The 12,610-nt window shown below is 59.8% G+C and carries 12 protein-coding genes; 6 read left to right on the top strand and 6 right to left on the bottom strand.

Features of this window, described 5'->3' with window-relative positions; translation table 11 throughout:
* Nucleotides 1-472 (top strand): aldehyde dehydrogenase family protein (locus tag AKL27_RS23595; protein WP_157057069.1); only part of this gene is annotated, 472 nt, incomplete at its 5' end.
* 63 nt (nt 473-535) lie between these two features.
* Here AKL27_RS23595 and AKL27_RS23600 read toward each other — a convergent pair.
* From AKL27_RS23600 to AKL27_RS23625, 6 genes are all read right to left on the bottom strand, one after another.
* Nucleotides 536-1,324, bottom strand: a complete 789-nt coding sequence (locus AKL27_RS23600; RefSeq protein WP_050465330.1) for a phosphodiesterase — start codon at nt 1,322-1,324, stop codon at nt 536-538.
* A 145-nt stretch (nt 1,325-1,469) separates the two neighbouring features.
* Nucleotides 1,470-2,285, bottom strand: a complete 816-nt coding sequence (locus AKL27_RS23605; RefSeq protein WP_050465364.1) for a carbohydrate ABC transporter permease — start codon at nt 2,283-2,285, stop codon at nt 1,470-1,472.
* A gap of 65 nt (nt 2,286-2,350) precedes the next feature.
* Nucleotides 2,351-3,268 carry a carbohydrate ABC transporter permease gene (locus AKL27_RS23610; RefSeq protein ID WP_050465331.1) on the bottom strand — a complete coding sequence of 306 codons (918 nt, stop codon included), beginning with the start codon at nt 3,266-3,268 and terminating at the stop codon, nt 2,351-2,353.
* Between the two features lie 100 nt (nt 3,269-3,368).
* Nucleotides 3,369-4,643, bottom strand: coding sequence for an ABC transporter substrate-binding protein (locus tag AKL27_RS23615; RefSeq protein WP_050465332.1), 1,275 nt, complete (start codon nt 4,641-4,643; stop codon nt 3,369-3,371).
* A 51-nt stretch (nt 4,644-4,694) separates the two neighbouring features.
* Complete coding sequence (locus AKL27_RS23620) at nt 4,695-5,801, bottom strand: ABC transporter ATP-binding protein (protein WP_050465333.1); 1,107 nt, start codon at nt 5,799-5,801, stop codon at nt 4,695-4,697.
* Nucleotides 5,798-6,664 carry a DeoR/GlpR family DNA-binding transcription regulator gene (locus AKL27_RS23625; RefSeq protein ID WP_050465334.1) on the bottom strand — a complete coding sequence of 289 codons (867 nt, stop codon included), beginning with the start codon at nt 6,662-6,664 and terminating at the stop codon, nt 5,798-5,800. The genes AKL27_RS23620 and AKL27_RS23625 overlap by 4 nt, the downstream gene beginning before the upstream one ends.
* 227 nt (nt 6,665-6,891) lie before the next feature.
* Between AKL27_RS23625 and AKL27_RS23630 the strand changes: the two genes are divergently transcribed.
* The 5 genes from AKL27_RS23630 to AKL27_RS23650 all read left to right on the top strand — a co-directional run bounded on the left by AKL27_RS23630 (nt 6,892) and on the right by AKL27_RS23650 (nt 12,564).
* Nucleotides 6,892-8,091: a porin gene (locus tag AKL27_RS23630; RefSeq protein ID WP_050465335.1), complete on the top strand. Its 1,200-nt coding sequence runs from the start codon at nt 6,892-6,894 to the stop codon at nt 8,089-8,091.
* Nucleotides 8,092-8,111: 20 nt separating this feature from the next.
* Nucleotides 8,112-9,017: a glycerophosphodiester phosphodiesterase family protein gene (locus AKL27_RS23635; protein ID WP_050465336.1), complete on the top strand. Its 906-nt coding sequence runs from the start codon at nt 8,112-8,114 to the stop codon at nt 9,015-9,017.
* A 201-nt stretch (nt 9,018-9,218) separates the two neighbouring features.
* Nucleotides 9,219-10,067 carry a MurR/RpiR family transcriptional regulator gene (locus AKL27_RS23640; RefSeq protein ID WP_083439254.1) on the top strand — a complete coding sequence of 283 codons (849 nt, stop codon included), beginning with the start codon at nt 9,219-9,221 and terminating at the stop codon, nt 10,065-10,067.
* A 20-nt stretch (nt 10,068-10,087) separates the two neighbouring features.
* Nucleotides 10,088-11,320, top strand: a complete 1,233-nt coding sequence (locus AKL27_RS23645; protein WP_050465337.1) for a diaminopropionate ammonia-lyase — start codon at nt 10,088-10,090, stop codon at nt 11,318-11,320.
* Nucleotides 11,317-12,564 (top strand): Zn-dependent hydrolase, encoded by a 1,248-nt coding sequence (locus AKL27_RS23650; RefSeq protein WP_050465338.1) that lies wholly within the window; start codon nt 11,317-11,319, stop codon nt 12,562-12,564. Before AKL27_RS23645 ends, AKL27_RS23650 begins: the two co-directional genes overlap by 4 nt.
* The last annotated feature ends 46 nt before the right edge of the window (nt 12,565-12,610 follow it).

Consider the following 12,610-nt stretch of genomic DNA (forward strand, 5'->3'; position numbering starts at 1 on the left):
TGACATGGGCACCGTGATCGATCAGCGCGCGGCCATCGAATTCGAAGCCAAGGTGAAAGATGCCGAAAGCCGTGGTGCGCGGCTGTTGTATGGCAATATTCGGGACGGTGCCTTGTATTCACCGACCGTGCTCGATCATGTGCCGGCCGATTGTCTGTTGGTGGCGCAGGAAACCTTTGGCCCGGTATCGCCGGTAATCCGCTGTACCGACATCGCCCACGCCATCCGCATTTCCAATTCCACGCCTTACGGTCTGTCGTCGTCGGTATGTACCAATCGCATGGATTACATCACGCGCTTTGTACGTGAACTCGAAGTCGGCAGCGTCAATGTGCGCGAAGTGCCAGGCTATCGTCTGGAACTGACACCATTCGGCGGCATCAAGGATTCCGGCCTCGGTTACAAGGAAGGGGTATTGGAAGCGATGAAGAGCTTCTGCAATACCAAGACCTATTCGCTGCCGTGGCTGTGAACGAGATGCGCGGTTGACAACAGGATGACCGGCGGCCTGCTGCCTCGGTCATCTTGTCTGGCCTCAGCCGTAATACGGGAATTGCTGCGACTGGTCCATGAAGGCGTGGTAATGCACCACCACGCCGGCTTCCCGCAAGCTCAGCACGGCATAGGCTGGCGGCTCCATGGAAGTGGTGGCCGGACCGGTGAGGGCGAAATCGAGCGCATGCTGATGGTTGGTGCCGGGCACGGTGGCGAATGGCGTGCCATACCAGGTGCCGCCCGAGGGGCGATGTACGTGACCGGAAAACATGTAGCGCACATTGCCGTGTTTTCTGACCAGCAAGCGCAGGTCGGCTTCTTCGCGCAGGCGAATCCAGTCCATCGACGGCAGATCGAGTTCGAACGGCGGGTGGTGCGAGAACAGATAGACCTGACGTGGTCCCGCTTCTGCCAGCATGCGGTCGAGCCAGGCCAGACGGTCTGCGCACAGACGACCTTCATGGGTGCCGGCTTCTTTGGTATCGAGGAAGATCAGACGGGCGCTGTCGGTGTCGACCACGCTTTGGATAAAACCATGGGTATCGACCGGCATGTGCGGGAACACGCTGCGAAATACCGGGCGTTCGTCGTGATTGCCCAAGAGCAGGCGCACCGGCAACTTCAGTTCTTGCAGGCAGGCGGCAAGAATGCGATAGGAGGCTTCATCGCCGTCGTGGGTCAGATCGCCGGTGATCACGCACAGGTCGGCATCGGCATGGTGTTGATTGACATGGGCGATGCAGGTGCGAAAACGGCTGACCGAGTCTTCGCCGAACAACAGATTGCCGTCCGGTACCAGGTGGATGTCGGTGATTTGTATGACTTTCATCAGAATGTATTTTTCTATTAAAAAATAATGCGGCAGAGGCTGGGACTGAGGCAGAGCGAGCGGCAATGACCAGGCGTGCCGAGCGCAGACAGTACGGTTGTACGGCAAGGAGGCAACAACGACGTCAGTTTCGTTTTTCTTGGCCTCATCGGATGCCGGCACGCAAGAAGGCTTGAATGAACTGGCGCTGGAATACGAGGAAACCGATCATCAGCGGCGCAATCGCCACCAGCGTCGCGGCGCTGATGATAGCGATGTTGACGCCGCTTTCCGGCGCGCCGAACAGCGACAGACCGACCGTCAGCGGGCGCGTCGCCGGGGAGTTGGTGACGATCAGCGGCCACAGGAAATTGTTCCAGTGGGTCGCCACCGATACCAGTGCATAGGCCAGATAGACCGGCGTGGCGGCCGGCACGTAAACTCGCCACAGTACGCCGAACCAGCCGCAACCTTCGATGCGCGCCGCTTCTTCCAGCTCGCGCGGGATTTGCATGAAGGTCTGGCGCAGCAAGAAAATGCCGAAGGCGCTGGCCATGTAAGGCACTGCCATGCCGAGCGGCGTATCGAACATGCCGAGCCGGGTCACCATCGCATAGTTCTCGACGATCAGGATTTCCGGCAGCACGAACAATTGCAGCAGTACCAGTACGAACAGGATTTTCTTGCCGGTGAACTGAAAGCGGGCGAATGCGAATCCGGCCAGCGTGCACAGCGTGAACTGGCCGACCAGGATCAGGCTGACCAGCACAAAGGTATTGAAGAAGTAGCGCAGCCAGGGCGCCGCTTGCCAGGCCTGGCGGAAATTCTCGAGGATCAGCGGCGCCCGCCAGTCCAGGCTGAGGGCGGCATTGGCGGTGTGAAACGCGGCCCACAAGGCGAACAGCAGCGGCGCGATCCACAGCAGCGCCAGCAACCAGGCGCCGAAGGTATCGACGATGCTCCAGAGACGGTCGGCGGACATCGCCGGCGCCGTCGGTATGTCGGCGGCGGGTGCAGCATCACGGGGAATGCGAAGGGTAGTGGTATTCATCGGTAGTGGATGCGACGGTCAAAGAACAGGAATTGCAAGGCGGCGATCAGGCCCAGTGCAACCAGCACCATTACTGTCATCACGGCCGCGCTGGATTGATCGAGATAGGCGAAGGCCATTTCCCAGATCCAGTACAGGATCAGCTTGGAGGCATTGTCGGGACCACCCTTGGTCAGGATGAACAAATGGTCGATCAGGCGTACCGAATTGATCAAGGCGTTGATCGTCACGAACAGGGTCGTCGGCATCAGCAACGGCAGCACCACGCGGCGCGTGTAGGTCCAGCGGCCAGCGCCTTCGATCCGGGCCGCTTCGCGCAGATCGGGCGGAATCGCTTGCAAGGCGGCCAGATAGAAAATCATGAAAAAGCCGGCTTCTTTCCAGATCGTCACTGCCATTACCGACCACAGCGCTGTACCCGGTTGGCCGAGCCAGTTGGTGGGGCCGATGCCGAACAGGGCGGTAAAGTGATCCAGCAGGCCGAGGCCCGGGGTATAGAAAAACAGCCACAGATTGGCCGCCGCAATCATCGGCAACATGGTGGGCGTGAAAAAGGCCGTGCGCACCAGACCGCGGCCGCCGATACGGGCGTTGGCCCACAGCGCCATGGCCAGCGCCAGTACAATCGAGACCGGAACGGTCACGCCGGCATACAACAGATTGTTGCCGACGATGTGCCAGAATGCCGGGTCGGCCAGCAACTCACGGTAGTTGGCGATGCCATTGAAAGCGCTCGGACGGCGTGCGGTGCCGCGCGAGAAAAAGCTGGCCCACAGTGTTGCCAGCATCGGAAAGAAAGCGAACAGCGTCAGCAGAATCAGCGCTGGTGACAGCAAGCCCCAGCCGAACAGATTGTGCAGGCGGCGTTCGGCGGTATTGACGTGCAGCGGTGCGGCGGAAATTGGTGGATTCATCAGGATCTTATCCAGTGGTTGAGCTTGAGCGCGATGCCGGTATGACCGCAACCGGCATCGCCATGCTCATTACTTCTGCTTCAGGTAGCGCGGGCGCCGATTAACGGTAAGGCTTCAACAAACGTTCGGCAGTCGCTTGTGCTTCATCGAGTGCCTGCTTTGGCGTCTTGGTGCCGGTCAGTGCGGCCTGAATCGCATTCGACAGCGCTTCCCGCACGCGCGCGGTTTGCTCGGTCGAGAATTCCGGAATTGCGACGGCCAATTGATCACGCGCCACCAGTGCTTGCGGGAAGCTCTTGGCGTAATCGCGCAGGGCCGGGGTGTTGTACGAAGCCGGGCTGGTGCCGACATAACCGGTGGCGATCGACCATTGCGCAGCACGTTCCGGCGCTGTCATCCAGCGTACGAATTTGACCGAAGCAGTCTGTTGCTCAGGGGTTGAACCCTTGAACAGATAGATATTGCCGCCGCCGACCGGTGAACCCGGTTGCTTGTTGGCCGGCAGCATGGCAACGCCAAAGTCGAATTTGGCTTCTTTCTTGACCGCGGTCAGATTGCCGGTGGTGTGCCACATCATGGCGGTCTGGCCTTGCACGAAGGCCTGGCGCAGCGTGCCCCATTCAATTGCACCGGCCGGGCTGACTTTATGCGTGGCGGCCAGCGCACGCCAGAATTCCAGCGCTTCGACGGCGGCGGGCGTATTGAAGTAAACCTGGGTGCCTTCCTTGTTCATCAGCGACACACCGTTTTGAATCGCGAACGCCTGGAACATCCAGTATGGATAACCGGTGGAGGGCACCATCAGACCAAACTTGTCCTTGGCGGTCAGCTTGGTGGCGGCGGCCAGCATTTCTTTCCAGGTCTTCGGCGGCGCATCCGGATTGAGGCCGGCAGCGCGGAACATGTCCTTGTTATAGAACATCACGATGGTCGAACGCTGGAATGGAATCCCCCAGACGTGGCCGCCGATGGTGCCGTTGGCCATCAGGCCGGGATAGAAGCTTTGCAGCCAGGCCTTGTCTTCCGGACTGGTGGCGACCTTGTCGAAAGGTTCGATCAGGTTTTGGTCGATCAGGTCGTAAGTGTCGAGCGCGCCGAGCACCGACAATTGCGCCGGCTGACCACCCTTGATGGCGGACAGGGCGCGCACGCGGGTTTCGTCATAGTTGCCGGAATAGACGGCCTTGACCTTGATGTCAGGATTGGCTTTCTGGAAGTCATTGATCATGCCGTCAATGACATCGGTCAGCGGACCGCCGACGGCAATCGGATAGTACATGGTCAGATCGGTGGCGGCGCTGGCGGCCGAGGCGGCAGTCAGGGCACAGGCCACCAGTGCGGCGACAGTAGTTTTGCGGATCAGTTTGCTCAGCATTGCGGTTCCTTTGAAAGGGAGGTTCATGTTGCACAGAAAGGGATGAAACATTCAGGCGGTGGCCGGCAGTGCTTGCCGGCGCTCCGGATCAGCCGGTCTTGGCGTCAGCGTGGTGGCGGGTAAACGCTGTCCGTCATGGGCGGCAAAGATGTGCGCATCGGCGGCGCTCCAGTTGAGGCCGACGCGGTCGCCGAGTTTGAGGCTGCTCTTTTCCGGACTGCGCACAATGATGGCGTCGCCGCCCGGCAAGTCGAGATAGATGTACGATTCGGCGCCCTGGAATTCGACGCCGGTAACGCTGCCGAACAATTCGGTGGTGGACGGGGCGACGATATGAAAATGTTCCGGCCGCACCCCGAGCAGATATTTCCCGGCGCCGGCTGGCACGCCGGCGCACATCGCCGGCGGCAACTTTTCCGCCGCCATCAGCATCATGGGCGGGCTGCCGATGAAGCTGGCAGCAAATGCCGTGGCCGGCGTTTCATACAACTCTGCCGGCGCACCGCTCTGGACGATGCTGCCGCCATTCATCAAAACGATCTTGTCGGCCATGCCCATGGCTTCGGTCTGGTCATGCGTGACGTACACCACCGTCATGCCGAGCCGCTGCTGCAAGCCACGGATTTCATGCCGTACCGAATGGCGCAGTTTGGCGTCGAGGTTGGACAGCGGTTCATCCATCAGACAGATCGAGTGACCGGCCACAATCGCGCGCGCCAGCGCCACGCGCTGACGCTGGCCGCCCGAGAGCTGGGCCGGTTTGCGTTGTTCCAGTCCCTGCAGATTGGTCAGTTCCAGCGCATCTTGCAAACGCTGGCGGCGTTCGGCTGCGTGCACACCGCGCACCTGCATGCCGAAGCAAATGTTTTCGGCGATGTTCAGATGCGGAAACAGCGCATATGACTGGAACACCATCGACAAGCCACGCGCCGAGGGCGCCGCCGAAGTGACATCCTTGCCGTCGATCTCGACCCGGCCGCTGTCCGGGATTTCCAATCCTGCCAACAGCCGCAGCAAGGTTGATTTGCCGCAGCCGGACGGTCCCAGCAGCGCGACCAGTTGGCCGCGCTCAAATTCCAGATCGAGTGCTTTGATGACCTGATGCTGGCCCCAGGATTTGCTGATGCCGGAGAGGCGAATGGCGATGTCGTTATTCATGATGATTTTCCTGCGATGGCGGAGTGGTTCGATGCACTCGCCGGAAGTGAAGTCGGGGCGTCGTCTTGTGCGGCCTTGCGTTGCAGCGAGGTCACGACGACGCGGGTATTGCCGGCCAGCATGGCGGCCAGTGCCGGATTCAGCGGACTGTCGGTGACCAGGATGTCGGGGTCGGACAGATGACCGCCGCGCACCGGCGCTTGCCGGCCGAATTTGGAATTGTCGGTGACCAGAATCTGGGTGCGGCAGCTTTCGCGCAGGGCCTGACGCGAACTCGATTCCATGCGGTCGAAATCGAGCAGGGTGCCGTCGGTGTCGACGCCGCCGACGCCGTAAATGCCGAAGTCGGCGCGGAAGTTGCGAAACAGTTTGTCGGCGTCGTTGCCGAGAATTTCCGGGTTGGGAAACCGCAGGGTACCGCCCGGCACGATGACCTGGTTGTTCTGGTTGGTCGACAACGCCAGCGCTGCCCGCAGATTGTTGGTGATCACCGTCAGGTGATCATGCTTGGCCAGTGCCAGCGCTACTTGTTCGGGCGTGGTGCCGATACCGATCAGCACGCTGCATGAATCGGGAATCAGTTTGGCGACGGCGGCGCCGATCTCGGCTTTCTGTTCCAGATTGTTGATGCGCCGCATGTCGTAAGGCTGGTTGCGCGCCGACAGGATCAGCTCGGCGCCGCCATGCCGGCGGCGCAGGATGTCGGCGTCGCACAACGCATTGATGTCGCGCCGGATGGTCTGCGTGGTGACGGCGAAATGCTCCGCCAGCGCTTCCATCGTGATGAAGCCGTGTTGCCGGAACAGGGTAATGATTTCGTTGTGCCGCAACGATACGGGCTTGGCCGCAGGATTCGCCGACATGTTCATTTATCCATTCATTCGTTCATTTGAAATCGTGATGAATGGTATCGGGCGATTGTTACCGGCGCGTGACGTTCATATGAACAATTTGTGATGTTCATATCCACATAACGTCATGGCGATGTCATATATCGCGGGCATAGTTCGCAGCGTTTCACCGCCAGCCGAATGAATTCTTTTTCGTTCGCTTCATCGCCAACTGTTTCCAACTTTTCTGAAAATCATTCATGAAAAAAATCGTTCTCGCCATTTCGCTTTCTGCCGCTGGCTTATCCGTCGCCGCAGGTGCGCATGCGCAAACCGCAACTACCTCGTCGGGTGTCACCATCTACGGCATCATCAATCCCAGCCTGACCTACACTGACAAAGTCGCCAACGCCAACGCCGCCAATCCGACCGGCACCGGTTCGCGCCTGAGCATGGACACCGCCGTGGCGCAGGGTTCGCGCATCGGCTTCAAGGGTGTCGAAGATCTGGGCGGCGGACTGACGGCGCTGTTTACCATCGAAAACGGTTTCAACGCCGACACCGGTCAGGCTGCCCAAGGCGGCCTGTTGTTCGGCCGCACTGCCATCGTCGGTTTGTCTGGCAGCAAGGGCACCGTTTATCTGGGGCGCCAAAAGGATTACATCGATGACTTGTCGGCCTACAACGGCGCACTTGATTTCGGCAGCCTGGTCAACAACATCCATGCCCTGAATCTGGATCGCTCGCAAGGTTCGCGCGTCAACAACTCGATCCGCTACAACTCGCCGGTGATGGGCGGCGTCACGCTGAGCGCCTTGTACGGTTTCGGCGAACAGGCCGGTTCGACCGGCGCCGGCCAATCGTTCGGTATCGGCGGCAGCTATAACAACGGGCCATTGTCGGTCGGCGCCGCGTACTTCCAGAACAAGCTGACTGCCAACAACACCTTCACCGGTTCCAGCGATTCCGGCGTAGCGCCGGGTGCGATTACTGGCGGCATCGCCAGCACTTCCCTGAAAACTTTCCTGCTTGGCGGCTCCTACAAGCTGGGCGACTTGCGCATGTACGGTTCGTTCTCGCAGGTCAAACAACCGCTGGCAGTGGCTGCCGGCACCGCAATGACTGGCTTCACGGCAGGCAGCGGTGCGGCGTTCACCTTCGGCGGCGTCAACAACAGCAAGGTCAATATCGTCGACCTCGGCGTCAACTACAGCATTACCCCGACCACGCAATTGCTGGCCAACTTCGTGACCACCCGTTCCAAGTTCGTCGGCGCCAATGACGGTAAGGCAAGTCAGTTGTCGCTCGGTGTGGATTACTTCTTGTCCAAGCGTACCGACGTCTATCTGTTCTACGCGAACATCCGTTCGTCGGACATGTTCAATCCGGGTTTGTATGTCGCACCGGGCAGCAGCAATACGCAAAACGTCCTGACGGCCGGTATCCGTCACAAGTTTTGATTTGATCAAAGGAAACCGATATGCGTAATTTGATGAACAGTGTCATCGGCGCGGCGTTCTTGAGCGTCTCGCTGGCGGCGTTCGCCGATCCGCTGATTGCAGCCCATCGCGGCGGCACCGGTGACGGTCCGGAAAATACCATTCCGACACTGCAGAATTCACTGAAACACGGCGCCGATATCCTGTGGATGACGGTGCAAGTGTCCAGTGACGGCGTGCCGGTGTTGTATCGTCCGGCCGATGTCTCGGCGCTGACCGATGGCAAGGGCCTGGTCAATACGTTGACGGCGGCGCAACTGACGGCATTGAATGCGGGTTATGCATACAGTGTCGCGGACGGGGCCGGCAACAAAAGCTATCCGTATCGTCAGCAGCCGGTGCAGGTGCCGACGTTGCGCGATGCCTTGCGTGCAGTGCCGGCATCGACCCAGATCCTGATCGACATGAAGCAGGTGCCGGCAGAAGCATTGGTGACCGCAGTGGCCAACGTCATCGACGAAGAAAACGCCTGGCAGCGCGTGCGTTTCTATTCGACTGAAGCCGACGTGATTGCGCTGATGGCGAAGCAACCCAAGGCGCGCGTGTTCGAATCGCGCGATGCCACGCGGGATCGTCTGGCGCGCATTGCCCTGAACGGCGGTGCCTGCGATGCGCCGCCGGCTGCCGGCACCTGGTCCGGCATCGAGCTGGAACGCAAGGTGCGGGTGGTCGAGAAATTCACGCTGGGCGAAGGTGTGTCGGAGGTAGTGGCGCACTGGTGGACACCGGAAGCGATGAAATGCTTCAAGACTAATCCTGATGTCAAGGTAGTGGTGTTCGGCGTTGATTCACCGGCGGCTTATGGCGCCGCGCAGAAGTTGGGCGTGGATGTGGTGATGACGGATTCGCCGCTCAAGATGAAGACGATACGCGCAGCGGCAAAGTAATCCGGTGCGCAAGTAATCAGTAGCAAGAGCAGCGGGAAGGGCGCAAGCTGCTTCCCGCTTTTTATTGCGTCGTGGTGTTGACGGGCAACGCTTCTCGATTTCAGCTGAAAACCAACAGCTGAAATTTTTTTTTCATTTTCTTTGACGATTATGTTTCATTAATATATATTTGTGAAACTGATGAATCATCAAGGTATAACCATGAATACAAGTTTGCAAGACCGGATATTGCAATTTCAAAGCCAGTTTACCGAGAGCGAACGCCGCCTTGCCGATGTCATGCTGTCCTGTTCGGACCAGCTGGCGTCTTACTCGGCGACTGAAATTGCGCAGATGGCCGGGGTTTCCAAAGCCACTGCCGCGCGCTTCTTCCGCACGCTTGGGTATGAAAATTTCAATGATGTACGCAGTCAGGTACGCGATGCGGCTGACCGCGGCTCCCCTCTGTATGAACTGGCGGGAGTGCAACCGGTGGCGGCACCGGCTGATTCGCTGGAAAAGCATTTGGCCAACGATTTGCAAAATCTGGCCAATACCCTCAAGGCACTCGATCCGGATACCGTCAGGCAAACCATCGCCGCGCTGGCCAAGGCGCGCCGGGTATTCGTCGGCGGTTTTCGCAACGGCCGGGTGCTGGCGCAGTATGCCTGGGCCTTGCTGACTCAGGTGCGCAGCGAAGTATTGCTGGTGCCCGGCGCCGGGTTGAACCTGGCCGAAGATCTGGCCGATCTGGGTGCCGATGATGTGTTGCTGGTGATGGACTTCCGGCGGCGCGTGACCTTGCTCAGGCCGATGATCGAGCATGCCAGCCAGGTCGGCGCCAAAGTCATCATTCTTACCGATCCCAGCGCCATCGAATTGCCGGCCCGTGCCGACCTCGTTCTGCGCTGCGTGAATCATGGTTCTGCCGTATTCGACTCTTACGTCGCCGCCATGAGCCTGATCAATCATCTCTGTTCCAGCCTTGCCGTGACCATGGGCGAACGCGCCCGCAAACGGCTCAAGGCAATTGAAACCTTACACGACCATTATGGCGATTTGCATCGCTGAATTCATCACAGGAGACTTCTTTGGCTACCATCATTCCACAACTGCAACTACAGTGTTTTCAGAATCCTGCGGTGCAGCCCGCAGCACGCTACAGCCCGCAGCAACAGGAAATTCTGGGCGGCGCGGCGTTTGTCACTGCCCGCGATGAAATTACCCGCTGGCCCGGTTACGCCGCCACGCCTTTGTGCGACTTGTCCGGTCTGGCGCGGGCCGCCGGGGTTGCCGCCATTCGCTATAAGGATGAATCAGAACGTTTCGGACTGAGCAGTTTCAAGGCACTGGGCGGCGCCTACGCCGTGAGCCGTTTGCTGATTCGTGAAATTTCCAGCCGGCTGCAGATCAGCAATGTGACAGTCGACGACTTGCTGTCCGGACGCTACGGCGAAATTACCAAATCCATTACGGTTACCTGCGCCACCGATGGCAATCACGGCCGTTCCGTGGCTTGGGGCGCGCAGCGCTTTGGCTGCAACTGCATCATTTATATTCACGCTACCGTGAGCAATGGACGCAAGGAAGCGATTGCGGCCTATGGTGCTGAAGTCATCCGCACCGCCGGCAATTACGACGATTCCGTGCGTCAGGCCGCAGAAGACGCCGCCCGTGAAGCACGCTTTGTCGTCTCGGATACCTCCTATGAAGGTTACATGGATGTGCCCAAGGATGTCATGCAAGGCTACGCCGTCATGGCCGATGAGGCATTGCAGCAACTCGGCCCGGCGCAATTGCCGACTCACGTTTTCTTGCAAGGCGGTGTCGGTGGACTGGCCGCAGCAGTGTGTGCACATTTCTGGGAACAACTGGGGCTGGAGCGTCCGCGTTTCATCGTGGTCGAACCTGACAAGGCGGCCTGTCTCTATGAGAGCGCCAAGGCCGGACATCCGGTCGCGGTGCATGGCGAGCTCGATACCGTGATGGCGGGTCTGGCCTGTGGTGAAGTATCGCTGCTGGCATGGGAAATCCTGCATACCGGCAGCCATGCATTCCTCACGATTGATGATGAGTCGGCGCTGGAAACGGTGCGTTTGCTGGCCGCCAGTCCTTATGGCGACGCGCCGGTGGTTGCCGGCGAATCTGCCGTTGCCGGTCTGGCCGGTTGTCTTGGCGCGCTGGCGGATGCCGATATCGCCCGTCAGCTGGGCTTGGATGCCGGCAGCCGGATTTTGGTATTCGGCAGCGAAGGTGCGACCGATCCGGATTTGTACCAGCGTATTGTCGGCCGCTCCGCTGCTGACGTGAAGGCAGCGGGATGAGCTCGGCAACCGTAGCGCAAGTCCCGGTTGTCAATCGGGAACGCTTGCTCAAACGCATCAGCGATCTGGCGGCAGTGGGCGCCATTGAAGGCGGTGGTGTATGCCGCCTGGCACTGACTGACAGTGACCGCGAAGGGCGTGACCTGGTGTGTCGCTGGATGCAGGAATTGCAGCTGGAAGTCAGTGTGGATGCCATCGGCAATGTCGTCGGCTTGCGGCGCGGGCGAGAAGATGGCGCACCGGTAATGACCGGGTCGCATATCGACACGGTGCGTACCGGTGGCCGCTATGACGGCAATCTCGGTGTGCTGGCCGGACTGGAAGTCATGGCCGCGCTCAACGACGCCGGCATCGTCACGCAACGGCCGCTGGCAGTCGCTTTCTTTACCAACGAAGAGGGCGCGCGGTTTCAACCGGACATGATGGGCAGTCTGGTATTTCAGGGCGATATGCCATTGCAGCAGGCGCTTGATACGGTGGGCATCGACGGTACTTCGGTACGCGAGAATCTGGATCGCATCGGCTATGCCGGCGCGGCGCCGGTCGGCAACAACCGGGTACACGCCTTTGTCGAACTGCATGTGGAGCAGGGGCCGGTGCTGGAGCATGAGCACATCACCATCGGCGCGGTCACCGGAGTGCAGGGGATTCACTGGACCGAATACACGGTCGAGGGCATATCCAATCATGCCGGTACCACGCCGATGCGGTTGCGGCATGACGCCGGTATCGTGGCGGCCCGCATTGCCTGTTTCGTGCGCGACTTGTCAGCCCGGCTGGGCGGCGGTCAACTGGCCACGGTCGGGCACCTGCAGCTGACCCCCAATCTGATCAACGTGATTCCGAACCGGGCCGTGTTTACTGTCGATTTGCGCAATACGGACGGCGTGGTGCTGGTGCAAGCGGTGCAGTCGGTGTCCGAATTCGCGGCGGTGGTTGCGACAGAGGAGGGGGTGAGTCTGACGACCCGTTCACTGGCCGATTTTGCACCGGTTGAATTTGCCCCGCATCTGGTGGACCGGGTCGAAGCCATTGCGCGTCAGCGCGGCCATAGCGTGCGCCGCATGCCGAGCGGCGCCGGACACGATGCCCAGATGCTGGCGCGGATGTGTCCGGCCGGGATGATTTTCGTCCCCAGCGTCGGCGGCCTGTCCCACAACGTTGCCGAATTTACCGCCGACAGCGATATTCAGGCCGGCGCCGACATTTTGCTGGAACTGATGCTGGAGCTGGCGCAAAGCTGAACCGGTCAAGTCCAAACAAATATTCATCAAGTATTCACGAAGGAGA

Origin of the sequence: Herbaspirillum autotrophicum (assembly GCF_001189915.1) — a bacterium.
Lineage (GTDB): Bacteria > Pseudomonadota > Gammaproteobacteria > Burkholderiales > Burkholderiaceae_D > Herbaspirillum > Herbaspirillum autotrophicum.